26 protein-coding genes are annotated in these 24,841 nt (G+C 63.0%); 10 read left to right on the top strand and 16 right to left on the bottom strand.

Annotated features, from left to right (window positions below):
• Positions 1-4 precede the first annotated feature (4 nt).
• The 4 genes from glpD to IFT57_RS02695 all read right to left on the bottom strand — a co-directional run bounded on the left by glpD (position 5) and on the right by IFT57_RS02695 (position 5,063).
• Positions 5-1,543 (bottom strand): glycerol-3-phosphate dehydrogenase, encoded by a 1,539-nt coding sequence (gene glpD / locus IFT57_RS02710; protein ID WP_192150375.1) that lies wholly within the window; start codon positions 1,541-1,543, stop codon positions 5-7.
• 241 nt (positions 1,544-1,784) lie between these two features.
• Positions 1,785-2,540 carry a DeoR/GlpR family transcriptional regulator gene (locus IFT57_RS02705; RefSeq protein ID WP_043187404.1) on the bottom strand — a complete coding sequence of 252 codons (756 nt, stop codon included), beginning with the start codon at positions 2,538-2,540 and terminating at the stop codon, positions 1,785-1,787.
• A gap of 125 nt (positions 2,541-2,665) precedes the next feature.
• Positions 2,666-4,168: a glycerol kinase GlpK gene (glpK, locus tag IFT57_RS02700; RefSeq protein WP_122713609.1), complete on the bottom strand. Its 1,503-nt coding sequence runs from the start codon at positions 4,166-4,168 to the stop codon at positions 2,666-2,668.
• A gap of 55 nt (positions 4,169-4,223) precedes the next feature.
• Positions 4,224-5,063: an MIP/aquaporin family protein gene (locus IFT57_RS02695; RefSeq protein WP_192150373.1), complete on the bottom strand. Its 840-nt coding sequence runs from the start codon at positions 5,061-5,063 to the stop codon at positions 4,224-4,226.
• A 296-nt stretch (positions 5,064-5,359) separates the two neighbouring features.
• Here IFT57_RS02695 and ybaK point away from each other — a divergent pair, with 296 nt between their 5' ends.
• Together ybaK and IFT57_RS02685 are read left to right on the top strand one after the other, a co-directional pair.
• Positions 5,360-5,830 (top strand): Cys-tRNA(Pro) deacylase, encoded by a 471-nt coding sequence (gene ybaK / locus IFT57_RS02690; protein ID WP_122797304.1) that lies wholly within the window; start codon positions 5,360-5,362, stop codon positions 5,828-5,830.
• A 94-nt stretch (positions 5,831-5,924) separates the two neighbouring features.
• The gene (locus tag IFT57_RS02685; protein ID WP_122797305.1) at positions 5,925-6,719 is read left to right on the top strand and encodes a PhzF family phenazine biosynthesis protein; all 795 of its coding nucleotides are present in this window, start codon (positions 5,925-5,927) and stop codon (positions 6,717-6,719) included.
• Here the strand turns inward: IFT57_RS02685 and IFT57_RS02680 are convergent.
• Positions 6,696-7,607 (bottom strand): LysR family transcriptional regulator, encoded by a 912-nt coding sequence (locus tag IFT57_RS02680; RefSeq protein WP_122801116.1) that lies wholly within the window; start codon positions 7,605-7,607, stop codon positions 6,696-6,698. The two genes, IFT57_RS02685 and IFT57_RS02680, sit on opposite strands and share 24 nt — an antisense overlap.
• Positions 7,608-7,743: 136 nt before the next feature.
• Between IFT57_RS02680 and leuC the strand changes: the two genes are divergently transcribed.
• From leuC to asd, 5 genes are all read left to right on the top strand, one after another.
• Complete coding sequence (leuC, locus tag IFT57_RS02675) at positions 7,744-9,177, top strand: 3-isopropylmalate dehydratase large subunit (RefSeq protein WP_122713207.1); 1,434 nt, start codon at positions 7,744-7,746, stop codon at positions 9,175-9,177.
• Positions 9,174-9,815: a 3-isopropylmalate dehydratase small subunit gene (gene leuD, locus IFT57_RS02670; RefSeq protein ID WP_122713206.1), complete on the top strand. Its 642-nt coding sequence runs from the start codon at positions 9,174-9,176 to the stop codon at positions 9,813-9,815. Before leuC ends, leuD begins: the two co-directional genes overlap by 4 nt.
• A gap of 53 nt (positions 9,816-9,868) precedes the next feature.
• Positions 9,869-10,627 (top strand): class I SAM-dependent methyltransferase, encoded by a 759-nt coding sequence (locus tag IFT57_RS02665; RefSeq protein WP_192150371.1) that lies wholly within the window; start codon positions 9,869-9,871, stop codon positions 10,625-10,627.
• 58 nt (positions 10,628-10,685) lie between these two features.
• Positions 10,686-11,768 carry a 3-isopropylmalate dehydrogenase gene (gene leuB, locus IFT57_RS02660; protein ID WP_192150369.1) on the top strand — a complete coding sequence of 361 codons (1,083 nt, stop codon included), beginning with the start codon at positions 10,686-10,688 and terminating at the stop codon, positions 11,766-11,768.
• Positions 11,769-11,834: 66 nt separating this feature from the next.
• Positions 11,835-12,947, top strand: a complete 1,113-nt coding sequence (asd, locus tag IFT57_RS02655) for an aspartate-semialdehyde dehydrogenase (RefSeq protein WP_122713203.1) — start codon at positions 11,835-11,837, stop codon at positions 12,945-12,947.
• A 190-nt stretch (positions 12,948-13,137) separates the two neighbouring features.
• Here asd and IFT57_RS02650 read toward each other — a convergent pair whose 3' ends face one another.
• Positions 13,138-13,953 (bottom strand): TlpA disulfide reductase family protein, encoded by an 816-nt coding sequence (locus tag IFT57_RS02650; RefSeq protein ID WP_192150367.1) that lies wholly within the window; start codon positions 13,951-13,953, stop codon positions 13,138-13,140.
• A 374-nt stretch (positions 13,954-14,327) separates the two neighbouring features.
• Between IFT57_RS02650 and IFT57_RS02645 the strand changes: the two genes are divergently transcribed.
• On the top strand, positions 14,328-15,011 hold the full coding sequence (locus IFT57_RS02645; protein WP_122797310.1) for a response regulator: 684 nt from the start codon (positions 14,328-14,330) through the stop codon (positions 15,009-15,011).
• A complete protein-coding gene (locus IFT57_RS02640) occupies positions 15,008-16,333 on the top strand; it encodes an ATP-binding protein (RefSeq protein WP_192150365.1) in 1,326 nt (441 codons plus the stop codon). The genes IFT57_RS02645 and IFT57_RS02640 overlap by 4 nt, the downstream gene beginning before the upstream one ends.
• A gap of 11 nt (positions 16,334-16,344) precedes the next feature.
• Here the strand turns inward: IFT57_RS02640 and IFT57_RS02635 are convergent, their stop codons facing one another.
• Positions 16,345-16,803, bottom strand: a complete 459-nt coding sequence (locus tag IFT57_RS02635) for an FAD/FMN-containing dehydrogenase (RefSeq protein ID WP_122479205.1) — start codon at positions 16,801-16,803, stop codon at positions 16,345-16,347.
• A 146-nt stretch (positions 16,804-16,949) separates the two neighbouring features.
• Between IFT57_RS02635 and IFT57_RS02630 the strand changes: the two genes are divergently transcribed.
• A complete protein-coding gene (locus tag IFT57_RS02630) occupies positions 16,950-17,546 on the top strand; it encodes a tRNA-uridine aminocarboxypropyltransferase (RefSeq protein WP_192150363.1) in 597 nt (198 codons plus the stop codon).
• Here the strand turns inward: IFT57_RS02630 and IFT57_RS02625 are convergent.
• The 9 genes from IFT57_RS02625 to arsC all read right to left on the bottom strand — a co-directional run bounded on the left by IFT57_RS02625 (position 17,534) and on the right by arsC (position 24,797).
• Positions 17,534-18,187: an HAD family hydrolase gene (locus IFT57_RS02625; protein WP_192150361.1), complete on the bottom strand. Its 654-nt coding sequence runs from the start codon at positions 18,185-18,187 to the stop codon at positions 17,534-17,536. The genes IFT57_RS02630 and IFT57_RS02625 overlap by 13 nt on opposite strands.
• A gap of 24 nt (positions 18,188-18,211) precedes the next feature.
• Positions 18,212-19,201, bottom strand: coding sequence for an ABC transporter ATP-binding protein (locus IFT57_RS02620; RefSeq protein WP_192150358.1), 990 nt, complete (start codon positions 19,199-19,201; stop codon positions 18,212-18,214).
• 1 nt (position 19,202) lies between these two features.
• Entirely contained in the window at positions 19,203-20,000 is a 798-nt protein-coding gene (locus IFT57_RS02615; RefSeq protein WP_122713195.1) for an ABC transporter permease, read from the bottom strand.
• Positions 19,987-20,829: an ABC transporter permease subunit gene (locus IFT57_RS02610; protein WP_192150356.1), complete on the bottom strand. Its 843-nt coding sequence runs from the start codon at positions 20,827-20,829 to the stop codon at positions 19,987-19,989. Before IFT57_RS02610 ends, IFT57_RS02615 begins: the two co-directional genes overlap by 14 nt.
• Positions 20,830-20,994: 165 nt before the next feature.
• The gene (locus IFT57_RS02605; protein ID WP_122713193.1) at positions 20,995-22,059 is read right to left on the bottom strand and encodes an ABC transporter substrate-binding protein; all 1,065 of its coding nucleotides are present in this window, start codon (positions 22,057-22,059) and stop codon (positions 20,995-20,997) included.
• 317 nt (positions 22,060-22,376) lie between these two features.
• Positions 22,377-23,048, bottom strand: a complete 672-nt coding sequence (locus tag IFT57_RS02600; RefSeq protein ID WP_192150354.1) for a DNA-3-methyladenine glycosylase I — start codon at positions 23,046-23,048, stop codon at positions 22,377-22,379.
• Positions 23,049-23,061: 13 nt separating this feature from the next.
• On the bottom strand, positions 23,062-23,802 hold the full coding sequence (locus tag IFT57_RS02595) for a type I pantothenate kinase (protein WP_122713191.1): 741 nt from the start codon (positions 23,800-23,802) through the stop codon (positions 23,062-23,064).
• A 39-nt stretch (positions 23,803-23,841) separates the two neighbouring features.
• Positions 23,842-24,447 carry an NAD(P)H:quinone oxidoreductase gene (gene wrbA / locus IFT57_RS02590; RefSeq protein ID WP_122713190.1) on the bottom strand — a complete coding sequence of 202 codons (606 nt, stop codon included), beginning with the start codon at positions 24,445-24,447 and terminating at the stop codon, positions 23,842-23,844.
• The gene (arsC, locus tag IFT57_RS02585; RefSeq protein WP_192150352.1) at positions 24,444-24,797 is read right to left on the bottom strand and encodes an arsenate reductase (glutaredoxin); all 354 of its coding nucleotides are present in this window, start codon (positions 24,795-24,797) and stop codon (positions 24,444-24,446) included. Before arsC ends, wrbA begins: the two co-directional genes overlap by 4 nt.
• Positions 24,798-24,841 lie beyond the last annotated feature (44 nt).

The following is a 24,841-nucleotide window of genomic DNA, read 5'->3' as shown; positions in this document are numbered from 1 at the left end:
GCGCTCAAGCCGCTTGGGTGTTGGCCCGGCTGGCGTCGACTTTCGCCAGGTACGCATCCAGGCGAGCCGAGGCCGCCTCGTCGACGAACAGCCCCAGCTTGCTGCGACGCCACAACACGTCGTCGCTGCGAGTGGCCCATTCCTGCTCGTACAGATAATCGACTTCGCGGCTGAACAGCCCCGTGCCCAGTTCCTCGCCCAGATCGGCCACCGACTGTGCACCTTCGATCAAGCGCCAGCTGCGGCTGCCGTAGCTGACCGCCCAACGCTCGGCCAGACCGTTTGGCAGCCAGGGGGCTTTCACCCGCATATCCTGCGCCAGGACCTGCGGTGTGGTCATGTCTTCGCCGCCGGGCAGGGCACTGGTCGCCGTCCAGCTACCACGCATCTGCGCGAAAAATGGCTTCAACTGGGCCATGGCCGACTCGGCCAGTTTGCGGTACGTGGTCAACTTGCCGCCGAACACCGAAAGGATTGGCGCCTCGCCCTGGCCGCCGCTGAGCGACAGGGTGTAGTCGCGGGTAATGGCCGATGGATTGTCCGATTCGTCGTTGCACAGTGGGCGAACACCGGAATACGTGCGTACCACGTCGCTGCGGCTGACCTGCTTCTTGAAGTGGGCGTTCACCACCTTGAGGATGTAGTCGGCCTCGGCGTCGGTGATCTCCACCTTGGACGGGTCGCCTGTGTATTCCCGGTCGGTAGTGCCCAGAATGGTGAAGCGATCCAGGTACGGGATGGTGAACACGATGCGCTGGTCTTCGTTCTGCAGGATGTGCGCCTGCTCGCCTTCGTACAGGCGTGGCACGATCAGGTGGCTGCCCTGGATCAGGCGGATGCCATATGGGGACTGCAACTGCAGGTCGTCACGAATGAACTTCGCTACCCAGGGCCCGGCGGCGTTGACCAGTGCGCGCGCCTTCAGGGTGAACGTGCTGCCGTCCTCGCGCTGCAGATTGACCTGCCACATACCATCTACACGCTTCGCGTCGACACAGCGGGTGCGCGTGTGGATGTGCGCGCCTTTTTCCCGCGCTGCCATGGCGTTGAGTACCACCAGACGGGCATCGTCGACCCAGCAGTCGGAATATTCGAAACCGCGGGTGATTTCCGGCTTCAACGCACTGTCGGCGCCAAAACGCAGGCTGCGCGAGCCTGGCAGCTTTTCGCGCTTGCCCAGGTTGTCATAGAGAAACAGCCCGGCGCGGATCATCCAGGCAGGGCGCAGATGGGGCCGGTGCGGCAGGACAAAACGCATCGGCTTGACGATGTGCGGGGCCTTGGCCAGCAGCACCTCGCGCTCGGCCAAGGCCTCACGGACCAGACGGAATTCGTGATGTTCCAGATAACGCAGGCCGCCGTGGATCAGCTTGCTGCTGGCCGACGAAGTGTGGCTGGCCAGGTCATCCTTCTCGCAGAGAAACACGGAAAGCCCACGCCCGGCAGCGTCGGCGGCAATCCCCACGCCATTGATGCCACCACCGATCACGGCGACGTCGTAGATTTCAGCCAGCGGTTGGCGGGGCAAGGTCGAATGGGGCATGGCAGCCTCCTGCGTTTATCAAGGAGCGTTCGAATGAGTGCTTTGAATTCGAACATCAATGTTCAATTCCGAAAATACTAGCCCAATACGAAGGGGTTAGCCAGTCGAAGATGATTGAAATTGTTGATCGAAGGCGACCAAAGCGAAGAAATACGAACATATGACGCTAATGCGGCATAACGTTGGCGTTGCCAGGCGGGGGGGGGTGCAAGGCAGGGCGGCTTGCGCCGCTGCCACAGGGTCAGACGATCTCGAGGCGGATCTTGTGTTGTTGCAGCAATTGCAGCAAGGCGGGCACGGGTGGCTGATCGGTGACCAGGCAGTCGATCAGGCTGATCGGGCCCAGGCGGACCATGGCATTGCGGCCGAACTTGCTCGAGTCTGCGGCCAGAATGACCTGGCGCGCATTGGCGATGATCGCCTGGCTGACGCGAACCTCTTGATAGTCGAAGTCCAGCAGGCTGCCGTCTTCGTCGATGCCGCTGATACCGACCAGGGCGAAGTCGACCTTGAACTGGGTGATGAAGTCGATACTGGCCTGGCCCACCACACCGCCGTCACGACGTACGTTGCCGCCGGCCAGCAGCACATCGAAGTCGTCCTTGCCACTGAGGATCGAGGCCACGTGCAGGTTGTTGGTGATGATCTTCAGGTGGCTGTGGTTGAGCAGGGCGCGGGCGATGGATTCGGTGGTGGTGCCGATGTTGATGAACAGCGAGGCGTGGTCGGGGATCTGGGCGGCGATCGCCTCGGCGATGCGCTGCTTTTCGTCGCGCATCTGGTCGGCACGCATGGCGTAGGCCGTGTTCTCGATGCTTGAATCATAGGCGGCGCCACCGTGGTAACGGCGCAGCAGGTTGACCTCGGCCAGCTGGTTGATGTCACGCCGGATGGTTTGCGGCGTGACGACGAACAGTTGGGCCATTTCCTCGATGCTGACATAGCCGCGTTCGCGTACCAGTTCGAGGATCTGCTGTTGGCGGGGAGGCAGGTTCATGGGGCTTCCTTTGGCTGCCATGCAAAAGCATGCATGATGCCGCAGGAACCGGCCCCATCGCCAGAAGTGATTCCATGGACTGCAATTGCACAGGCCGGAATTGCCCGGCCCGTGCGCTTACCTGATCACTGCTCTTCGTGCGGTTCCCAGTCACGGGTGCGTTCGACGGCCTTCTTCCAGCCGGCGTAGAGCTTTTCCTTGCCGGTTTCGTCGAGCAGAGGCTCGAAGGTGCGTTCGATCACGGCCTTGCCGCGCAATTCATCCAGGCTGCTCCAGAAGCCGCACGCCAGACCCGCCAGGTAGGCAGCGCCCAGCGCCGTGGTTTCGCGCATCTGCGGACGCTCCACCGGTGTGCCGAGAATGTCGGCCTGGAACTGCATGAGGAAGTTGTTGGCCACCGCGCCGCCATCCACGCGCAGGGCGCTCAGGCGCTCGCCGGAATCCTGTTGCATGGCGTCGAGCACGTCGCGGGTCTGGTAGGCAATCGACTCAAGCGCCGCGCGAATGATGTGGTCGACGCGCACGCCGCGGGTCAGGCCGAACAGCGCGCCACGGGCATAGGGGTCCCAGTAGGGCGCGCCCAGGCCGGTGAATGCCGGGACCAGATAGACACCGTTGGTGTTCTTCACCTTGCTGGCGAAATATTCGGTGTCGTAGGCGTCGTTGACGATCTTCAGTTCGTCACGCAGCCACTGCACGGTCGAGCCACCGTTGAACACGGCACCTTCCAGGGCATAGGCCACTTCGCCACGCGGGCCGCAGCCGATGGTGGTGAGCATGCCGTGCTGCGACGTCACGGCCTTCTTGCCGGTGTTCATCAGCAGGAAGCAACCGGTGCCATAGGTGTTCTTGGCCTGACCAGGCTCGACGCACATCTGGCCGAACAAGGCGGCTTGCTGATCGCCGGCGATCCCGGCAATGGCGATGCCGCTCTTGGTATGGCCGTAAATTTCCGACGACGACTTGACCTCTGGAAGCATCTCGCGCGGGATGTCCAGGGTCTGCAGCATCTTCTCGTCCCACTCCAAAGTGTGGATGTTGAAGAGCATGGTGCGCGAGGCGTTGGTGTAGTCGGTGACGTGCACCTTGCCGCCGGTGAATTTCCAGATCAGCCAGCTATCGACGGTGCCGAACAGCAGTTCGCCGTTGCGTGCGCGCTCGCGGCTGCCTTCGACGTTGTCGAGGATCCACTTGAGCTTGGTGCCGGAAAAGTACGGGTCGACCACCAGGCCGGTGGTCTGCTTGATGTAGTCTTCCAGGCCATCGCGCTTGAGCTGCTGGCAGATCTCGGTGCTGCGTCGGCACTGCCATACCACGGCGTTGTAGATGGGGCGGCCGCTGTTCTTGTCCCACACCACGGTGGTTTCACGCTGGTTGGTGATGCCGATCGCCGCCACCTGGGCGTGGCTCAGGCCAGCCTGGGCCAGGGCTTCGACCATGGTCGCGCTCTGGGTGGCGAAGATCTCCATCGGGTCGTGCTCGACCCAGCCGGCCTGAGGATAGTGCTGGACGAATTCGCGCTGCGAGGTGCCGACGACATTGGCGTCGCGGTCGAAAATGATGGCCCGGGAGCTGGTGGTGCCCTGGTCCAGGGCAATGATGTAGTTCTTGTTGTCGGTATCGGTCATGTCGATGGCCTTGCGCAAGTGTGCAATAAATGCGGAATGTGGTGTTTGCGCAGGCTCAGGAGGCCTGCACCTTCGCTGCGGACGCTTCGGCCGACTCGCTGGCCGAGCTTGGCAAATGGCGTGCGATCAGTACCCGGTAGGCGCCGGCGCCCAGGCAGGCACCTACGATCGGCGCCACGATGGGAACGATGAAATAGGGAATCGTGCGGCCACCGGTGAAGGCTATTTCACCCCACCCGGCGATGAACGTCATCAGCTTTGGACCGAAATCCCTGGCCGGGTTCATGGCAAAGCCGGTCAGCGGGCCCATGGCACTGCCGATCACGGCGATCAGCAAGCCCACCAGCAGGGGCGCCATGGCCCCGCGCGGAAGACCGTTGTGCTCGTCGCCCAGAGCCATGATCACAGCCATCAGGATGGCGGTGATGACCATCTCGACCAGGAAGGCCTGACCGACGGAAAGCGCCGCATGGGGGTAGGTGGAGAAGATACTGGCCGTTTCAAGGCTCGCTTGCGTACCCCTGACGATGCCGTGGGTCTGTTCGTAATCGAAGAACAGGCTGCTGTACAGAGTGTAGACCAGCGCCGCGGAGCAGAACGCGCCGGCTACTTGAGCCAGAATGTAGAAAGGCAGTTTGCGTTTCTCGAAGCCGCCGAACAGGCACAGGGCGATGCTGACTGCCGGGTTCAGATGGGCCCCGGACACGCCGGCCGTGAGGTAGATCGCCATGCTCACGCCGACGCCCCAGATGATGCTGATCTCCCAGAGCCCCAGGCTGGCACCTGCGACCTTGAGCGCCGCGACGCAGCCTGTGCCGAAGAAGATAAGCAGTGCGGTGCCGAGAAACTCGGCCGTGCACTGGCCCGACAGGGTCGGTTGTTGCTGTGCGGTCATCGTGTATTACCCCAATTGTTTTTTTTGTCTGACGCGGTTTTCGGCGCCTGGAATCTGCCGTCGTGCGATCCCCATCGCACGCCGGAGTACAGCCTTCTTGCACATTGTACTATCGTGCCTATCTTCACAAACGAAAAAATATAGACAAGAAACGCCGCTGTCAAAGGTCGAAAGCGAACGAGTTCGTTCACTGTGTGCGAACTTTTCCGCGCATTTCCAGCAAAGCCACGGTTGGCGTGGCTTGCCTGCCTGTGTCCTAATGCCGGGCATGTTTTTTATTTGTCTGGAGTCCCTGCATGACACCCGCCCTGGACCTCTTGAAGAAGCACCGCGCCGAGCATCGGGTGCATGCCTATGAACATGATCCCAAGGCGGCTTCGTATGGGCTGGAAGCGGTGGAAAAGCTCGGTCTGGCCGCCGCGCAGGTATTCAAGACGCTGCTTGCGGCGACTGAAAGGAGCGAGCTGCTGGTGGCGGTGGTGCCCGTGACCGGCACGTTGGATCTCAAGGCGCTGGCACAGGCCGCGGGCGTGAAGAAGTGCGAGATGGCCGATCCGCAGGCGGCGCAGCGGGCCACGGGGTATCTGCTGGGCGGGATCAGCCCGCTGGGGCAGAAGAAGCGTTTGCGGACCTTCATCGATCAAACCGCCGAGGCATTGCCCAGCATGTTCGTCAGCGCCGGTCGGCGCGGGCTGGAAGTCGAGCTGGCGCCGCACTTGCTGGCCGAGCATACCCAGGGACGCTTCGCCGATATCGGCCGCGCCTGATGAACCAAGGAAATTATTCATCGACTTGACCAGTCGAACGCCGATAGCCAGACGGCTTGGCCACCACCCCCTTTCCGCAACAGCGAGGATTGCCATGCAACTGGATTTCCATCAGGTCGATGCGTTTACCCAACATCCCTTTGCTGGCAACCCGGCGATGGTCTACCGCCTCGATAGCTGGCTGGCCGATGAGCTGATGCAGAAGATCGCCGCCGAGCACAACCTGGCGGAGACCGCGTTCATGGTTCGCGAGGCTCAGGGCTGGCACATCCGCTGGTTCACCCCGCGCACCGAGGTCCCTTTGTGTGGCCATGCCACCCTGGCCAGCGCCTACGTGCTGTTTCATGTCTATGGGGAGACAGCGTCGAGCCTGTCGTTCGCCAGCCGTTCGGGCAACCTGACCGTCAGCCGCGAGGGCGACCGCCTGTGGCTCGACTTCCCGGCGATGATGCCCGAGGAGCAGTTGGGCCTGACCCTGGAGGTGGAACGTGCCTTGGGTTGCGAAGCGGTCGATGTAATGGCGGCGGCATCGCTGTTCGTCCTACTGGAGTCGGAGCAGGCGGTGCGCCAATGTCGTCCGAACATGGCGGCCCTGGCACGCTTGCCGTGGCCTGGGGTGATCATTACCGCCCGGGGCGACCATCAGGACTTCGTTTCGCGCTACTTCGCCCCTGCCATCGGCATCGACGAAGACGCGGTCACCGGTTCCACCCATTGCAGCCTCATCCCGTACTGGTCGAGGCGTCTGGTCAAGACCAGCCTCACCGCTTATCAATGCTCGGCCCGTGGTGGCGAGCTGTTTTGCCGGATGGAAGGCGGGCGGGTGAAGATCGGCGGCTATGCCACCTTGATCAGCAGCGGCCGCCTATTGCTCGGCCCCCAGCTCTGATTCAGCCGCAGCCAATGTGCCGGCCTGGTCGTCGAGCAGCGCCATGAACGCCCGCGCCGCATTCGACAGGGTCCGTTCGGTGTGCAGGATGTAGCCTAGCTGGCGGCTCAGCTGCACGCCGGGTAGTTGGAAGCGTGCCACCTGCTCGTCAAGCATGGTGCGCGGCAGCACGCTCCACGCCAGGCCTATCGACACCATCATCTTGATGGTTTCCAGGTAGTTGGTACTCATGGCGATGTTCGGGCTCAGGCCTTGCGCCTCGAACAGGCGGCTGACGATGTGGTGGGTGAAGGTATTGCCGCCCGGAAACACCGCCGGATGTTCGGCGATATCGCTGAGCTTCACCTGCGCCTGCAGGGCCAGTGGGTGCTCGGGGGCGGCGACGAAATCCAGCGGGTCGTGCCACACCGGTACCGAGCGCACCAGGTGATGCGGCTCGGGCGCCAGGGTGATTACCGCCAGCTCTGCGCGCCCGTGCAGGATCTCTTCATAGGCCACTTCCGAGTCGAGAAACTGGATGTCCAGGGCAACCTTGGGGTACATCCGCGTGTAGGTGCGCAGCAGCGAGGGCAATCGGTGCAGACCGATGTGGTGGCTGGTGGCAAGGGTCAAGCGGCCTGTCACGTCGCCGCTCAAGTTGGTCAAGGCGCGGCGGGTGTCTTCCAGCACATCGAGAATCTGGTAGGCGCGCGGCAGCAGGGCCCGGCCGGCTTCGGTCAGATTGACTTCACGGCCCAGGCGATCGAACAAGCGCACGCCCAACTGCGATTCCAGCCCGGCGATACGTTTGCTGATTGCCGGCTGAGTCAGGTGCAGGCGATCCCCGGCCCTGGAAAAACTGCCCACTTCGGCGATGGCTATAAATGCATTGAGACTGGCCAGGTCCATGCGCTGATTCCTTTTGGTTATCCAAAGTATGAAAATTATGAATTTGAGTTATTCAAGATAACCTCATAGCATCACCCCTACAAGCCAAGCGGTTATTGGCATAGAAAAGACAGCAAGACTGATGAGGAAACGTCTGATGGCCGGCAAAACGCTCTACGACAAGCTCTGGGATTCGCACTTGGTCAAGCAGCGCGACGATGGCTCGGCGCTGATCTACATTGACCGTCACATCATCCATGAAGTGACCTCGCCCCAAGCGTTCGAGGGCTTGCGCCTGGCCGGCCGTAAACCGTGGCGCATCGACGCCAACATTGCCACCCCCGACCACAACGTACCGACCACCCCGGAACGCAAGGGCGGCATTGACGCGATTGCCGACCAGGTGTCGCGTCTGCAGGTGCAGACCCTGGACGACAACTGCGATGAGTACGGCATCACCGAATTCAAGATGAACGACGTACGCCAGGGCATAGTCCACGTGATCGGTCCGGAGCAGGGCGCGACCTTGCCCGGCATGACCGTGGTCTGCGGCGATTCGCACACTTCGACCCATGGCGCATTCGGTGCCCTGGCCCATGGCATCGGTACCTCGGAGGTCGAGCACGTGCTCGCCACGCAGTGCCTGGTGGCCAAGAAGATGAAGAACATGCAGGTGTTGGTCGAAGGCACCTTGCCGTTTGGCGTGACCGCCAAGGACATCGTGCTGGCCGTGATCGGCAAGATAGGCACCGCCGGCGGCAATGGCCATGCCATCGAGTTTGCCGGCAGCGCCATTCGCGATCTGTCGGTTGAAGGCCGCATGACCATCTGCAACATGTCCATCGAGGCCGGCGCCCGCGTGGGCCTGGTGGCTGCCGATGAAAAGACCGTCGCCTACGTCAAGGGCCGGCCGTTCGCGCCCAGTGGCGCCGATTGGGACAAGGCGGTGGAGTCGTGGAAAGGGCTGGTGTCCGACGCCGATGCCCACTTTGACACCGTGGTACGCCTGGATGCGGCGCAGATCAAGCCGCAGGTCAGTTGGGGAACCTCACCGGAAATGGTCCTGGCCGTTGACCAGAACGTGCCGGACCCGGCGCGCGAGTCGGATCTGGTCAAGCGCGGCTCCATCGAGCGTGCCCTGAAATACATGGGCCTGACCGCCAACCAGGCGATCACCGACATTCAGCTCGACCGCGTATTCATCGGCTCGTGCACCAATTCTCGCATCGAAGACCTGCGCGCCGCTGCGGTGATCGCCAAGGGCCGCAAGGTGGCCTCGACCATCAAGCAGGCCATCGTCGTGCCAGGCTCTGGCCTGGTCAAGGCGCAGGCCGAGCGCGAGGGTCTGGACAAGATTTTCCTCGAGGCGGGCTTCGAATGGCGTGAGCCGGGCTGCTCCATGTGCCTGGCGATGAACCCGGACCGGCTGGAGTCGGGCGAGCACTGCGCATCGACCTCCAACCGCAACTTCGAGGGCCGCCAGGGCGCCGGTGGGCGTACCCACCTGGTCAGCCCGGCCATGGCCGCCGCAGCCGCCGTCGTCGGCCGATTCGTCGACGTTCGTGAATTGATCCAGGGGAACGCAGCATGAAAGCCTTCACTCGACACACCGGTCTGGTCGCTCCGTTGGATCGTGCCAACGTCGACACCGACCAGATCATTCCCAAGCAGTTCTTGAAGTCGATCAAGCGCACCGGCTTTGGCCCGAACCTGTTCGACGAATGGCGCTACCTGGATGTGGGCCAGCCTTACCAGGACAACTCCAAGCGTCCGCTGAACAAGGATTTCGTGCTCAATCACCAGCGCTACCAAGGTGCCAGCGTGCTGCTGGCGCGGGAGAACTTCGGTTGCGGTTCCAGCCGCGAGCATGCGCCCTGGGCGTTGGACGAGTACGGCTTTCGCGCGGTGATCGCGCCGAGCTATGCGGATATCTTCTTCAACAACAGCTTCAAGAACGGCTTATTGCCGATCATCCTCAGCGATGAGCAAGTGGATGAGTTGTTCCAGGAAGTCGAGGCCGCGCCGGGTTACCAGTTGACCGTGGACCTGGCGACCCAGAGCGTGACCAGCCCGAGCGGCAAGGTCTACAGCTTCGAGATCGACGAGTTTCGCAAGCATTGCCTGTTGAATGGGTTGGACGATATCGGCCTGACCTTGCAGGACGGTGAGGCGATTGCGACGTTCGAGGCCAAGCATCGGGCCAGCCAGCCTTGGTTGTTTCGTGATTGATTGATGTAGGCCCGCAAGGCCACCGAAAATCCAGGCAAAAGGAAGCCCAGCCCATGACCCGGCACACTCAAGTTGTGCAGAAACAGTTCGGCGAACAGGCGTCGGCCTACCTGAGCAGCACGGTTCACGCCCAGGGCGCTGAATTTGCGCTGCTCCAGGCGGAACTGGCGGGCCAGTCCGAGGCTCGGCTGCTGGACCTGGGGTGTGGCGCCGGCCACGTCAGCTTCCATTGCGCGCCACTGGTCAAGCAGGTGGTGGCCTATGATCTGTCGCAGCAGATGCTCGACGTGGTGGTCAGCGCAGCTCGCGAGCGAGGGTTGGGCAACGTAGACACGCAGCTCGGCCCGGCCGAGCGATTGCCGTTCGCCGATGGCGAGTTCGACTATGTGTTCAGCCGCTATTCGGCGCACCACTGGAGCGACCTCGGCCTGGCCCTGCGCGAAGTGCGCCGCGTACTCAAGCCCGGTGGCGTGGCCTGCTTCATCGACGTGATGTCGCCGGGCAGCCCGCTGCTCGATACCTATCTGCAGAGCGTGGAAGTGCTGCGCGACACCAGCCACGTGCGCGACTACAGTGCGGGCGAATGGCTCAGTCAAGTCAATGAAGCGGGTCTGCAGGTACGTGGGCACACTCGCCAGCGCCTGCGCCTGGAATACGCCTCGTGGGTCGAGCGCATGCGCACGCCCGAGGTGATGCGCGCGGCCATCCGCACCTTGCAGCAAGCCGTGGGCGCCGAGGTGCGCGAGTATTACCAGATCGACGACAATGGCTCGTTCAGCACCGACGTGCTGGTGTTGTGGGCCCAGCGTTGAGCATTCATTCACGGCCTGCCCGAGGGCATGCCGTATTACCGGAATTAACGAGGAACGCATGAGCAAGCAGATTCTGATTCTCCCAGGCGACGGCATCGGCCCGGAAATCATGGCCGAAGCGGTCAAGGTGCTGGAACTGGCCAACGACAAGTTCCAGCTGGGCTTCGAGCTCGCCCACGACGTGATCGGCGGCGCTGCCATCGACAAGCATGGCGTGCCGCTGGCCGACGAGACCCTGGAACGTGCCCGTGCCGCCGACGCGGTGCTGCTGGGTGCGGTGGGCGGGCCGAAATGGGACAAGATCGAACGCGATATTCGCCCGGAACGCGGACTGCTGAAGATTCGCTCGCAGTTGGGTCTGTTCGCCAACCTGCGTCCGGCCATCCTTTATCCGCAACTGGCCGATGCTTCCAGCCTGAAGCCGGAAATCGTTGCCGGGCTGGACATCCTGATCGTGCGTGAGCTGACTGGCGGGATCTACTTCGGCGCGCCGCGTGGTGTCCGCGAACTCGAAGGCGGCGAGCGCCAGGCCTACGACACGCTGCCCTACAGCGAAAGTGAGATCCGCCGCATCGTCCGCGTCGGCTTCGACATGGCCCAGGTGCGTGGCAAGAAGCTGTGCTCGGTGGACAAGGCCAACGTGTTGGCGTCGAGCCAGCTGTGGCGCGAAGTTGCCGAGGAGATCGGCAAGGATTATCCGGACGTGGAGTTGAGCCACATGTACGTCGACAACGCCGCGATGCAGTTGGTGCGCGCGCCGAAACAGTTCGATGTGATGGTTACCGACAACTTGTTCGGCGACATTCTTTCCGATGAGGCGTCGATGCTCACCGGCTCCATCGGCATGTTGCCTTCGGCGTCCCTGGACGCGCGCAACAAGGGCATGTACGAGCCGTGCCATGGCTCGGCGCCGGACATCGCCGGCCAAGGCATCGCCAACCCGCTGGCGACCATCCTTTCGGTGTCGATGATGCTGCGTTACAGCTTCAACCAGCATGACGCTGCCGCTGCCATCGAGCAGGCGGTCAGCCTGGTTCTGGACCAGGGCTTGCGCACCGGCGATATCTGGTCCGAAGGCAACGCACGGGTCGGTACGCAGGAAATGGGCGATGCAGTAGTCGCCGCGCTGCGGAATCTGTAATCTCTTGGGCCCGCTGCGACTTTCAATCGAAAGCAGCGGCCCACTTTTCAAGAAGGTGTAGTTGCGATGAAACGTGTAGGTCTGATCGGTTGGCGCGGTATGGTCGGTTCCGTGCTTATGCAGCGGATGCTGGAAGAGCAGGACTTCGATCTGATCGAGCCGGTGTTTTTCACCACTTCCAATGTAGGCGGCCAGGGCCCTGCGGTCGGCAAGGACATTGCCCCGCTCAAGGATGCCTACAGCATTGAAGAGCTGAAGACGCTTGACGTGATTCTGACCTGCCAGGGCGGCGACTACACCAGTGAGGTATTCCCCAAGCTGCGCGAGGCCGGCTGGCAGGGTTACTGGATCGACGCCGCTTCCAGCCTGCGCATGCAGGATGACGCGGTGATCGTGCTCGACCCGGTCAACCGCCGGGTGATCGACCAGCAACTGGATGCCGGCACCAAGAACTACATCGGTGGCAACTGCACCGTGAGCCTGATGCTGATGGGCTTGGGCGGGCTGTTCGAGGCCGGTCTGGTGGAGTGGATGAGTGCCATGACCTACCAGGCAGCTTCGGGCGCCGGTGCGCAGAACATGCGCGAGCTGATCAAGCAGATGGGCAGCACCCATGCCTCGGTGGCCGATGACCTGGCCAACCCGGCCAGTGCCATTCTCGACATCGATCGCAAGGTCGCCGAAGCCATGCGTGGCGAAGGTTTTCCGACCGAGAACTTCGGTGTGCCGCTGGCCGGCAGCCTGATCCCCTACATCGACAAGGAACTGCCGAATGGGCAGAGCCGTGAAGAGTGGAAGGCCCAGGCCGAGACGAACAAGATTCTGGGTCGCTTCAAGAGCCCGATTCCGGTGGATGGCATCTGCGTGCGCATCGGCGCCATGCGCTGCCACAGCCAGGCGTTGACCATCAAGTTGAACAAGGATGTGCCGATGGCGGACATCGAAGGGCTGATCAGCCAGCACAACCCGTGGGTCAAGCTGGTGCAGAACAGCCGCGAAGCGAGCATGCAGGAACTGACACCCACTCAAGTTACCGGCACGCTGAACATCCCGGTCGGGCGCCTGCGCAAGTTGAACATGGGCTCACAGTACCTGGGCGCGTTCACGGTCGGCGACCAGCTGTTGTGGGGCGCCGCCGAACCGCTGCGCCGCATGCTGCGGATCCTGCTGGAGCGCTGATTCCTCCAGCATGACCGCATCCACCGCTGACGCGGCTTGCGCCGCTGCTACGGGGGCGGTGCGCGGGGTGGTGCGAATCCCTGTAGCAGCGGTGCGAGCCGCGTCCGGGTTCAACGCGTTCTTTCAGGAATGCTGCACCCACCGCCGACGCGGCTCGCGCCGCTGCTACGGGGGTTGCGGTGTGGGGGGGTTATTGGGCTGGCAAGGTTTCAAGCGCGTGCTGCAGGCTGGCTTTCGACAATTCGCCGAGATGACTGCGCAGCAGTTTTCCTTCGCCGCTGTAGAACAGCGTGGTCGGCAGCGCGACTGAACCCAGCGCGCGGCCCAGTTCGCCCCGGGCGTCGAATAGCACCTGAGTCAAATCCAGCCCCGTCGTTCCAGCGAAACTCGCCACGATCTGCGCGGTTTCGCCATGGTTCACGAACAGAAAAAGCACCTCAGGGTGAAGTTTCTGCATTTCCAGCAGCACAGGCATTTCTCGCCTGCAGGGCGGGCACCAGCTTGCCCAGAGGTTGACTACCATAGGCTTGCCACCGTAGCTGCCCAGCGCTACGGGTTGGCCTGTGGCAGTGTGCAAGGTGACCTCGGGCAGCTGTGAGTGTCGCGCCTGCTGATACCAGTGGCTGCCGACGCTGGCGACCGTCCAGAACAACAGACCGCTGGCCAGGCTCCAGCCCAGCGTGCGGCGCATTGAAGGGCGCCGCCAGGCATACACCAACGCCGTCAGACCGCTGACCGCCAGCCCAGGCCACAGCAGGAAGCCACCGTCGCGGATATCGGGAATCTGCCAGAGATCCTGCCGATACTGGGCCCAATAGCTCAGCACGAAAGCTGCGCGCGCGACCACCAGGCACAGCAGGAACAGGCGAAAGATCAGCGCCTCGGGATTGCTGCCGACCCCCCTGCGAGCCATCTGCCAGCCCACGACACTGGCCAGGCCCAGGGCCAGCAGTATCAGCAGGTGATGCAGGGAAAGCGCGAATGGCCCCAAGGATAGACTGAGCATGGAGATGGGTCCTGATGAAATGATCCAGCGAGTATTGCGCAGGCAGGGTTAACCGATGGTTAACCAGATCCAGACCATTGTCGCTGTGTGCACTCGATATCAACCCGTAGGAGCGGTCCGTGGCCGCGAAGGGGCGGCGCGGTGTATCAGACAGACCGCAGCGCCAGCTTCGCGGCCAATGACCGCTCCTACAGGGGGGCGCTGTTCAGCGCATTGTAGGAGCGGTCCGTGGCCGCGAAGGGCCAGTGCAGTTCGCACAGATGCACCGCGCTGCGTTGTTCGCGGCCAATGACCGCTCCCACCCTGTATCAGGGGCATAATGTTGTGTTAATCACGGCCTGTCACTGTGGGGCCTTCATTCTTCGAGCGCTGTCATGCACGTATTGCTTTGCGAAGACGACGACCTGATCGCCAGCGGCATCGTCGCCGGGCTCAATGCCCAGGGTCTGAACGTCGACCGGGTGGCCACCGCCTCGGCCGCCCAGGCCATGCTGCAGGCAGCCAGCTTCGATGTGATGGTGCTGGATCTGGGCCTGCCCGACGAAGACGGCATCAAATTGCTTCACCGCCTGCGCCAGCGTGGCGAGGCCCTGCCGGTGCTGGTGTTGACCGCCCGCGACAGCGTCAGCGACCGTGTCGCCGGGCTGCAGGCCGGCGCCGATGACTACCTGCTCAAACCCTTCGATCTGCGCGAACTGTGCGCGCGCCTGCACACCCTGCAGCGCCGCGTGGCCGGCCGGGCCCTCAACCTGATCGAACATGGCCCTCTGCGGCATGATCCCAGCACCCGCCAGACCTGGCTCGGTGACCAGACCATCGACCTGTCCCGCCGCGAACAGGCGCTGTTGTACGCCCTTCTGCAGAACCGCGGCCGCGTGCTCTCCGGCGAGCAGCTCAAGGACAGCGTCTACGGCTTCAGTGACGAGGTGGAGAGCAACGCATTGAACGTGCACATTCACCATCTGCGCCGAAAACTGGGTAACGGTATCGTCGAAACCGTCCGCGGGCTGGGCTACCGCCTGGGCCCTGCCCACGCCGAAACCAAAGGGGTCCCATGAGCCTGCGACTGCGTTTGAGTCTGATCCTGGGTGCGGCCTTCGTGCTCATCTGGGCGCTCGCCGCCACCTGGATGTTCCGCGATCTGCGCAGCCAGATGATGTTCTCTCTGGACCAGCGGCTGGTGGCCTCGGCACGCATGGTCGCCGGCATGGTCGACCGTTTGCCGCAACCGCTCGCGGCACTTGGCGAAGGCACCCGCTTCAGTGCCGACCAATGGAGCATTCCCGATGGCATCGCCTGCCAGATCAGCTCGTTGCGCGGCGAGATCCTCGCTCGCAGCCACAGCAATGCCGACCAGGTGCTGGACGATGAGCGCACCGGTTTTCATGATCAGGAAATCGAAGGTGAACACTGGCGCAGTTTCACCCTGGCCCGGGAAGACGTGCGAATCACTACCGCCGACCGCGAACTGGAGCGCGAAGCCTTGAACCGTTCGGTCATGCTGGCTGCCTCCGCGCCGGTGCTGATGGCCCTGCTCGGCAGCATCGCGATGCTCTGGCTGGGCATCGGCAAGGGCCTGGCGCCTCTGAGCCGGATGTGCGAGGCGCTGCGCAAGCGTGATGTCGATGCCCTCGACCCGTTGGTGCTGAAGTCATTGCCGAGCGAACTGCAACCGTTGCTGGACACCCAAAACCAGCTGTTCCTGCGCATCGGCCGTACCCTCGAGCGCGAGCGGCAACTGACGGGTGACGCGGCGCACGAATTGCGCAGCCCGCTGACCGCGATCAAGACCCACTTGCAGGTGGCCCGCATGACCACCGGCCTTGCCCATGAACAGGCACTGGCCCATGCCGAGGAAGGCGCCGACCGGCTGCAGCGCACCCTCGAGCAGTTGCTGCTACTGGCGCGGGTCGAAGGCAGTCTGTCGTTCGACGATGGTGCATCGTGCAGCGCCGAACATGTGGCGCGACTGGCCATCGGCGACGCCAGTCAGGAGGACCGCTGGCGGGTCGAGTTGCACATGCCGCCGCAGTTGCCGTCGATCGCGTTGGGCATGCCGTCGACCCTCGCGGTACAGGCGCTGCGCAACCTGATCGACAATGCCCTGCGACACAGCCCCGATCAGGCGCCGGTGTGGCTGACGCTGGCCACCGAGCCTGGCTGGGTATGCTTCACGGTGCGCGACTTCGGCCCCGGCATCGGTGCCGAAGACCTGCAACACCTGACCCAGCGCTTCTGGCGCAGCCGCGCCAGTGCCGGCTGCGGGCTGGGCCTGGCGATCGTTCAGGCCATCGCCCAGCGTTGCGGGTGTACCCTGGACTTCGACAGTGGCGAAGATGGCCTGCGCGCCAGTTTCAGGATTCCGGTCCGGCCGGTGTGAGCGGCAGTGGCTCAGCGCGCCGAGAGCGCGCTGGCCAGTTGCTGCGGGTCATTGAAGGTCTTGATGTCCACCACTACGCCATCCTTGAGTTCCAGCCACTGCACGGTTTCGCGGTCGCCGTTGTAGCGCGGCGCCACCCGGCCTTCTTCGTCCAGCAGGATGCGGTAGTTGAGTTTCTTCATGCCTGGAATGGCGATCCACTTGGCCACCGAAGGCATGTGCTCGATATCCGCGATGTAGGCCGCATGCCGCGATTCGAGAAAGTCCTTGGGCCGCTTCTCCATGGCAGTGCCCATCAACTGGGCGGCGTCCATGCTGCGCGCGACGATGATCAACTGGGTCTGGTCGCTGAGCGAGTAGGGTTGTTCGAATTGGTCAAGCAGGGTCCAGGGGCCCAGGCGTTCACCGATTTCCGTGGCCTGGGCAGTAAGGGACAGCAAGCTGAGAAGTAATGCGCAGCAGTATTTCATTGCGGCAAGGTCCTGGGACAGTGGGGTTTACATTAGAGCGGATTGGCCAGGTGGGTACAAAGGTTTAGCGGCACCGTGGGTGACTTTTCCATGCTGGTCGATCGCCCGAGGTGTTGCCGGAGCGCGGCGCCGTGGCACAATTGCGCATGTCCAGACCCCAATGCCCTCGCTGCCATCGCCCCCTTGCACAGTGCCTGTGCGCCCTGATCCCGAACCTGCGCAGCCATACGCGGGTGCTGATTCTGCAGCACCCCAGCGAGGTCGATCACGCCCTCAACACCGCGCGCCTGGCTGCGTTGGGCCTGCAGCAGTGCGAAATCAGGGTCGGCGAAATCTTCGAAGACCTGCCCCAGTGGCTGGCCCAGCCGGGATATCAGCCCTGCCTGCTGTTTCCCGGCGAACACAGCGAAGCATTGAGCGCCTACGAGCCCGCCGCCCAGCCCAGGCTGCTGGTGGTACCGGATGGTACCTGGCGCAAGGCACGCAAACTGCTGCACCTCAATCCGTTACTGCCCGCCTTGCCCAGGGTTCAGTTGGCAGCCGCCGAGCCTTCGCGCTATCGGCTGCGCAAGGCACCCGGCCCCGGCGCGCTATCGACCCTTGAAGCCATCACCCAGGCGCTGGAAGTGCTCGAATCACCGGCATCCTTTCAGGCTTTGCTCAGGCCCTTCGACGCGCTTATCGAAGGTCAGATCGCTGCCATGGGCGAGGACGTCTATCGGCGCAACCATCAGCGCCATTGATGGATCGGCCAGCCGGCCTGTTCGGCATGCTCGCGCAGCACCGGGTCGGGATTGACCGCATGAGGCGACGGTACCTCCAGCAGCAGCGGCAGGTCGTTGCGTGAATCCGAATAGAAGCTTGCGCCTTCCAGGGTTTCACCCTCGTCGTGCATCCATTCGCGCAGGCGCTTGATCTTGCCCTCGCGGTAGGTCAGTACACCCACCGTATTGCCGCTGTAGGTACCGTGCTTGAGCTCGAGCTCGATGGCCAGCACATCGTCGACGCCCAGGCGCGCTGCGATGGGCCCGACCAGGTGAACGCCCGAGGCGGAAATGATCAGGATGCGATCACCGGCGGCGCGGTGGGCGGCGATGGTGCGCGCGGCGTCGCTGAAAATGATCGGCTCGATGAAATCTTCCACCCACGGCTCGACCAGGTGTTCGACCTCTTCCGGCGTGCGCCCGAGCATCGGCTCCAGGCTGAACGCCATGTAGTCTTCCATGGCCAGCCGGCCCTCGTTGTAGGCCTGCATCAGCTCGTGATCGCGGCGCATGAAGGACTCGGGGTCGACCCAGCCCAGGCGACCCATCTGTTCGCACCAGAGCGAAGCACAGTCACCGTGGATCAGGGTTTCGTCGAGATCGAAAATCGCTAGAGCCATATGAAACCTCCCTTGGAAAGACGCTCAGGCTACCTCACAAAGTGCGTCGGGCCCAATCGTCAGGGACACCTTGTGGCCGTCGGGCAGCAGGTCGGCGGCGGTACGGTTGAGCACGTCCACCAGCAACTGCACGCCACGGGCCTGCACCCGGTAGCGGATCACGTTGCCCAGCAGGCTATGGCTGCGGATCTCGCCGTCCAGTACACCGTCAGTCCCCAGCTCGATGGCTTCAGGGCGGATCGCCACGCGGGTGTGAATCGGTCGCTGCAGCAGGGCGCTGGCCTGGGTGGCATCGAGCAGGTTGTAGTTGCCGATGAAACCGGCAGCGAACGCATCGACCGGCGCCGTGTACAGGCTCTGCGCATCGCCGCTCTGGACGATGCGACCCTTGTTCATCAGGAAGATGCGGTCGCTCATGGTCAACGCCTCTTCCTGGTCGTGGGTGACGAAAATCGTGGTCAGGCCGAGCTCGCGCTGGATCTGCCGGATCTGCTCGCGCAGGTGCTTGCGGATACGCGCATCCAGCGCCGACAGGGGCTCGTCGAGCAGCAACAGGCGCGGGCGGGTGACCAGCGAGCGGGCCAGGGCCACCCGTTGGCACTGGCCGCCGGACAACTGATGGGGATAACGCCCGGCGAACTCGCCCAGCTCCACCAGTGCCAGGACCTCGCCCACGCGGCGGGTACTTTCGCCGCCCTTGACCTTTTGCATGCGCAAGCCGAACGCGACGTTCTGCTCCACGGTCATGTTGGGAAACAGCGCATAGCTCTGGAAGACCATGCCGATGTCGCGCTTTTGCGGGCCGAGCGGAGCAAGGTTTTGGCCATCGAGCAGGATCGTGCCGGCATTGATCGGGGTGAGCCCGGCAATGGCGCGCAACAGGGTCGACTTGCCGCAGCCCGAGGGCCCGAGCAGGGTGATGAATTCGCCTCGCTCGACCGTGAAGCTGATATCGCTGAATACCTCGGTAGTGCCGTAGCGCTTATCCAGTCTTTCGACGCTGACGAAGCTCATATCAGTCTTTGTCCTTGTTCAAGCGATTGGCACCCCAGGTGAGCAGCAACACGAAGAGAAAATAGGAGATCACCAGCGCACTGTTGAAGTGGCCACTGCTGTTACGCATGTTGTTCAGGTAGACCTGCAAGGTTTCGTAGCGGGTGCCCACCAGCAGGTTGGCGAACACGAATTCACCGAACAGGAACGAGAACGAGAGCAGCAGGGCGATCATCAAGCCCTTGCGCAGGTTGGGCAGCACCACCAGAACAGCCGCCTGGAACGTACTGGCGCCCAGCAGTTGCGCCGCGTCCATCAGGTCGCGCAGGTTGATCGCCTGCAGGTTGTTGGTGATGGCGCGGTACATGAACGGCAGGGCCACGGTGAAATAGCAGCCGATCAGGATCCAGGGTGTGCCCACCATGGCCAGCGGTCCCGAGCCGTACAGGTTCAACAGGCCAACCGAGGACACCACCGGGGGCACGGCGAAGGGCAACAGAATGAGAATGTTCATCAGCGCATCCAGCCGCGGAAAGTGGTAGTGCACCACGAACAGCAGCGGCAGGATCACCAGCACCGACAGCACCAGCGCACCGACGCAGACCACCAGCGACTGACCAAAGGCCTGGAGGAATCGCGGGTCGCCCCACAGCTGCAGGTACCACTTGAAGGTCAGCCCGCTGGGCAGGATCGACGCCGACCAACTGGTGGCGAACGAATACAGCAGGGTGCCGGCCAGCGGCAGCAGGAGAATCAGGAACAGCAGCCAGACCACGGTCTTGTGGTAGAGGCCGGGGGCGTCGAGTTCAGCGCGCGACATGGTAACTCCTGCGCAACAGCCATTGATGGGCCAGGGTGACCAGAGTCATCAGCCCCACCAGAATCATCGCCAAAGCGCTGGCCAGATTCGGGTCCAGACTGATGTCGCCGGCGACCATGGCGGCGATGCGGATCGGCAGCACGTTGAAATTGCCGGTGGTGAGCGCGTACACCGTGGCATACGCGCCCAGGGCATTGGCCAGCAGGATGACGAAGGTGCCCAGCAGTGCCGGTGTCAGCACCGGCAGGCCGATGTAGCGCCAGTAGGCCCAGCCGTTGGCACCGAGCAGGGCGGCGGATTCGCGCCAGTCTTCGCGCAGGGCGTCGAAAGCGGGATAGAGCAGCAGCACGCCCAGCGGGATCTGGAAATAGGTGTAGGTGATGATCAGGCCGGTCTTGGAGTACAGGTTGAAATCGTCGATCAGGCCGCTCTGCTTGAGCATCATGGTGATCGCGCCATTGAAACCCAGCAGGATGATGAAGGCGAAGGCCAGCGGCACGCCGGAGAAGTTGCTGGTCATGTTGGCGAAGGCGCTGACGAAGTCCCGCAGCCGCGAGTCGACCCGGCGCAAGGAGCTGGCGCCGATGACGGCGATGATGATGCCGAACAGGCTCGACCAGAAGCTGATTTCCAGGCTGAACTGGATGGCCTGGCGATAGAACCGCGAGCCGAAGGCCTTGCTGAAGTTGTCCAGGCTCCAGCCGGCGTCGGTCTGCACGCTGTGGACCGCCACCCAGGCCAGGGGAGCGATCTGGAAGACGAAAAAGAACAGGGCGAAGGGCACCAGCAGGAGCAGGGCCAGGGTTCTGCCACGGGTGGGGGTGGTCACTGCTGGAGGGCTCCGGGGTTGCGGGTTTCAGGGATGTCGGCGTTGGCTGCTTCGCGGCCGCTGACCGCTCCTACAGGTGTTGCGGGGTAGCGGAGGGGATCGGTGTTGGCCTCTTAGCGGGCCGAGCCCTCTGCCCGCGAAGAGGCCCTACCTGATGCACCGCGATCACTGCATCTCGAAGATCACCTGCTCCTGCCACTGCTGGGGCAGAGCCTTGGAGCTCGCTTCCCAGACGTCCGGATTCTTGATTGGCGTGACATGGCGATACTGCTCGGCTGGCAGCAGCTTGGCCGCGACATCATCCGGCAGCTTGATGTGGTCCGCACGGATCGGTCGGGCGTAGCCGCGTGCCAGGTTGATCTGCCCGGCATCGCTGAGGATGTACTCGCGGGCCAGCTTCGCAGCATTCGGGTGCTTGGCGTACTTGTTGATGATGGTGGTGTAGCCGGAAATCACCGACCCGTCCGAAGGAATCAGCACATCGAAGCGTTTCGGATCGATCTGGTCGCGATAGCTCAGGCCATTGAAGTCCCAGACCACACCCACTTCGATTTCGCCTTTTTCCAGGGTCTGGATGGTTGGGTTGGCCAGGGACAGGCGTTTCTGCTTGGCCAGTTCGGTGAACAGTTGCAGGCCCGGCGCCAGGTTGCTTTCATCGCCCTTGAAGGCGATCGCTGCCGCCAGCACGCCGTTGGCTGCCTGGGCTGCGGTGCTGACATCCCCAATGGCCACCTTGTACTTGCCGTTCTTCAGGTCTGCCCAGCTCTTTGGGGCATCTTCGGGTTTGACCAGCTGCTTGTTGACGATGAAAGCGATGGTGCCGGTGTAGGCCAGCATCCAGTGGCCATCGGCATCCTTGGCCCAGTCGGGGATCTGCGCCCAGGTGGACGGCTTGTAGGCCTGGGTCACGCCCTGTTTGGTGGCGATGGGGCCGAACGCTGCACCGACATCGCCAATATCGGCACTGGCGTTGTCTTTCTCGGCGGCGAACTTGGCCACTTCTTGCGCCGAGCTCATGTCGGTGTCCATGTGCTTGAGGCCGTACTTGTTGGCCAGGTCGTCCCAGGTGCCCTTCCAGTTGGCCCAGGCGTCGGGCATGCCGACGCTGTTGACCATGCCTTCGGTCTTGGCCGCGGCTTCAAGGGTTTGCAGATCGGTATCCGCGGCCGAGGCCACGTTGCACAACGCGATGCTCGAACCTAACAATGTGGCCAGGAAAAGCTTTTTCATCCGGTGCTCCTATAGGCGCCTATCGAAACGAGGGGGCGGTCGACGACTGGATTGATCTGGATTCAGCAATACCCGAGCCAACGTAGGTGACGCGCATGACATTTTGACGTCGAGCGCGTCGGCCACAGGCATGCCCAAGGCAGTCGTTCCCCTGGAGGCTAAGCGTAGACGAGATTTGCCGCTTTGATCGGTGCTACGGCAGGGCAGTTGCAAGCAGGCATGTACGGGAAAGCCCGCACATGCAGGGAATTGCTGCAGGACCGCGAGCCGGGCCCTGCAACCAAACGGATGTATCAGCGCATCAGTGCATCAGTGCATCAGTGGTTCACGGTAAACGCGAGCATCGCCGACAGCTGGCACATCGGCCGACCGCTTTCGGCATGCCACTGGTTGAATGCGGCCTGTACGGCCGCCTGATCGCGCTTGGAGCTGGGCACCTTGTCGACGATCTCCTGGGCGTTCAGCGCGGCCACCACGTCCCAGCTGGGAATGAAAGTGTCCTTGCCGATCATGCGCAGGAAACGCGGCGCCGACAGCCCACCCATCTGGTTGCCGTGCTTGGCGATGTACTGCCACAAGCCGGTGATGTCTTCCACCGGCCAGTCGGCGATGAAATCACCGAAACTGCCGTGCTCCATGGCCACGTCGAGAATCATCTGGGCGTTGCGTGGGACGCTCTTGAGCTTGCCGAAATGGCGAATGATGCGGGTGTCCTGCATCAGCCGTTCCAGGCGCTCGGCGCCCATGAGCACGATCTTCTCCGGGTCGAAGCCGAAGAACACCTCTTCGAAGGCAGGCCACTTGGAGTCGACCAGGCTGTGCTTCAGGCCTGCCCGAAAGACCCGCAGGGCCATGGTCGACAGGTAGCGGTCGGCGCTGATCTTGCGCAGTTGCGCCGCAGACTTGGCCGTCGGCAGACGCGCCTCCAGCGCTTTCTGCGAGCCGAAGCGATTAAGGCAGTATTCGTTCAGCCACTTGTAGTCTTGCATGGAGCCGGTGTCCTCAACTGCTGGATGAATGCACGGGCAGGTCGCCTTCGCGCAGCCAGACCTCGTCGATGCGGTGGTCCGGTGCCTTGTGCAGAACCATCTGCGCCCGATCGCGGGTCACCAGGATGTTTTCCGTGAGGTTCTTGAGGTTGACCTCTTCCCACAAATAGTCGGCGCGCGCCTGTGCAGCGTCGCCCGATAGAGTGGTCAGGCTCATGAAGCGTTCCATGTACCAATGACGAATGTCGGCGGTGGGCGCATCCAGATAGATGGAGAAGTCGTGGGCGTGGTCTAGTTGAAGAATGTTGAGCCCCTCCAGAATGAGGATGTCCGGCTGGTCGATCAGGTGGAAGTGCTCGTCGATGTCCTTGATCGCCTGGGAGTACACCGGCACCTGCAAACCGCGCGCACCTTGCCTGAGGTCGTGCAGGAACGCCTTCAAGTCGTCGGTGCGGTAGCTTTCCGGGAAGCCCTTGCGCGGCATCAACTGACGCTGTTCCAGAATCCGGTTGGGATACAGAAAGCCATCGGTGCTGACCACCTCGACCCGCGGTGCTTCCGGCCAGCCCTCGAATCGCTCCTTGAGCAGCGTGGACAGGGTGCTCTTGCCCACGGCGACGCTGCCGGCAATGGCCACCACGAAGGTGTGCCGATGGCCTTGATAATGCTTGCGGATGTGTTCGCTGATCCAGGCCAGCGGCGACTCTTCGCCGAGCGCCGTGGCGGGGTACTTGGTGTAGGTGTGGATGCTCAAGCGTGACCCACCATCGTGCGATTCAACCTGAGATTCGACTTAGCCACGCGGTGTGCTCAACAGTTGTGCGGTCTGGCCCAGACGCTTGCCCAGCGCTCGGCAAAGGGTTTTCTCGTGCTCGTCGAGCAGACGCTTGCCGTCGGCGCCTGCGTGGTGGCTGGCGCCATAGGGAGTGCCGCCGCCCTGGGTTTCCACCAGTGCCGACTCGCTATAGGGCAGCCCGGTGATGAGCATGCCGTGGTGCAACAGGGGCAGCAGCATCGACAGCAGGGTGGTTTCCTGACCGCCGTGCAGGCTGGCAGTGGAGGTGAACACCCCGGCCGGCTTGCCGACCAGGTCGCCACTGAGCCACAGGCTGCTGGTGCCGTCGAGGAAGTACTTGAGCGGCGCGGCCATGTTGCCGAAGCGCGTCGGGCTGCCGAGCGCCAGGCCGGCGCAGTTCTTCAGGTCGTCGAGGCTGGCGTATACCGCGCCTTGCTCGGGAATTGACGGTGCGACGGCCTCGCACTCGGTGGAGATCGCCGGCACGCAGCGCAGACGTGCCTCCAGCCCGCTGGATTCGACACCGCGGGCGATCTGTCGGGCCATCTCAGCGGTGGCGCCGTGGCGGCTGTAATAGAGCACCAGGATGTAAGGTGTGTTCACGACAGAATCTCCAGTACGTTTTCCGGTGGGCGGCCGATCACCGCGCGCTCGCCGTTGACCAGAATAGGCCGCTCGATCAGTTTCGGGTGCGCGACCATGGCGTTCACCAGATCGTCCTCACCCAATGTCGCGTCGGCCAGGTCCAGGGTCTTGTATTCTTCTTCACCAGTACGCAACAGGGCACGGGCACTGATGCCCAGCTTGCCCAGCAGGGCGTGCAAGGTGACCGCATCGGGAGGCGTTTCCAGATAGAGCACGATGACCGGCGCAAGCCCGCGGGCCTGCAGCAATTCCAGCGTCGCGCGCGATTTGGAGCAGCGTGGGTTGTGGTAAAGAGTGAGTTGGGTCATGGGGAAAAGTCGCCTCCGGCAGCCAGTGGCGGGTATTCTAACCA

Origin of the sequence: Pseudomonas sp. CFBP 13719 (assembly GCF_014842095.1) — a bacterium.
Taxonomy (GTDB): domain Bacteria; phylum Pseudomonadota; class Gammaproteobacteria; order Pseudomonadales; family Pseudomonadaceae; genus Aquipseudomonas.
This window is presented reverse-complemented; position numbering and strand designations above follow the sequence as displayed.

Excerpts from the sequence above, each read along its gene's own strand:
- asd (WP_122713203.1), top strand. The coding sequence starts at position 11,835 with ATGAAACGTGTAGGTCTGATCGGTTGGCGCGGTATGGTCGGTTCCGTG.
- leuC (WP_122713207.1), top strand. The coding sequence starts at position 7,744 with ATGGCCGGCAAAACGCTCTACGACAAGCTCTGGGATTCGCACTTGGTC.
- IFT57_RS02625 (WP_192150361.1), bottom strand. The coding sequence starts at position 18,187 with ATGGCTCTAGCGATTTTCGATCTCGACGAAACCCTGATCCACGGTGAC.
- IFT57_RS02645 (WP_122797310.1), top strand. The coding sequence starts at position 14,328 with ATGCACGTATTGCTTTGCGAAGACGACGACCTGATCGCCAGCGGCATC.
- IFT57_RS02680 (WP_122801116.1), bottom strand. The coding sequence starts at position 7,607 with ATGGACCTGGCCAGTCTCAATGCATTTATAGCCATCGCCGAAGTGGGC.
- IFT57_RS02650 (WP_192150367.1), bottom strand. The coding sequence starts at position 13,953 with ATGCTCAGTCTATCCTTGGGGCCATTCGCGCTTTCCCTGCATCACCTG.
- ybaK (WP_122797304.1), top strand. The coding sequence starts at position 5,360 with ATGACACCCGCCCTGGACCTCTTGAAGAAGCACCGCGCCGAGCATCGG.
- IFT57_RS02615 (WP_122713195.1), bottom strand. The coding sequence starts at position 20,000 with ATGTCGCGCGCTGAACTCGACGCCCCCGGCCTCTACCACAAGACCGTG.
- IFT57_RS02620 (WP_192150358.1), bottom strand. The coding sequence starts at position 19,201 with ATGAGCTTCGTCAGCGTCGAAAGACTGGATAAGCGCTACGGCACTACC.
- arsC (WP_192150352.1), bottom strand. The coding sequence starts at position 24,797 with ATGACCCAACTCACTCTTTACCACAACCCACGCTGCTCCAAATCGCGC.
- leuB (WP_192150369.1), top strand. The coding sequence starts at position 10,686 with ATGAGCAAGCAGATTCTGATTCTCCCAGGCGACGGCATCGGCCCGGAA.
- leuD (WP_122713206.1), top strand. The coding sequence starts at position 9,174 with ATGAAAGCCTTCACTCGACACACCGGTCTGGTCGCTCCGTTGGATCGT.
- IFT57_RS02605 (WP_122713193.1), bottom strand. The coding sequence starts at position 22,059 with ATGAAAAAGCTTTTCCTGGCCACATTGTTAGGTTCGAGCATCGCGTTG.
- IFT57_RS02695 (WP_192150373.1), bottom strand. The coding sequence starts at position 5,063 with ATGACCGCACAGCAACAACCGACCCTGTCGGGCCAGTGCACGGCCGAG.
- glpK (WP_122713609.1), bottom strand. The coding sequence starts at position 4,168 with ATGACCGATACCGACAACAAGAACTACATCATTGCCCTGGACCAGGGC.
- IFT57_RS02635 (WP_122479205.1), bottom strand. The coding sequence starts at position 16,803 with ATGAAATACTGCTGCGCATTACTTCTCAGCTTGCTGTCCCTTACTGCC.
- IFT57_RS02630 (WP_192150363.1), top strand. The coding sequence starts at position 16,950 with ATGTCCAGACCCCAATGCCCTCGCTGCCATCGCCCCCTTGCACAGTGC.
- glpD (WP_192150375.1), bottom strand. The coding sequence starts at position 1,543 with ATGCCCCATTCGACCTTGCCCCGCCAACCGCTGGCTGAAATCTACGAC.
- IFT57_RS02705 (WP_043187404.1), bottom strand. The coding sequence starts at position 2,540 with ATGAACCTGCCTCCCCGCCAACAGCAGATCCTCGAACTGGTACGCGAA.
- IFT57_RS02600 (WP_192150354.1), bottom strand. The coding sequence starts at position 23,048 with ATGCAAGACTACAAGTGGCTGAACGAATACTGCCTTAATCGCTTCGGC.
- IFT57_RS02665 (WP_192150371.1), top strand. The coding sequence starts at position 9,869 with ATGACCCGGCACACTCAAGTTGTGCAGAAACAGTTCGGCGAACAGGCG.
- IFT57_RS02640 (WP_192150365.1), top strand. The coding sequence starts at position 15,008 with ATGAGCCTGCGACTGCGTTTGAGTCTGATCCTGGGTGCGGCCTTCGTG.
- IFT57_RS02685 (WP_122797305.1), top strand. The coding sequence starts at position 5,925 with ATGCAACTGGATTTCCATCAGGTCGATGCGTTTACCCAACATCCCTTT.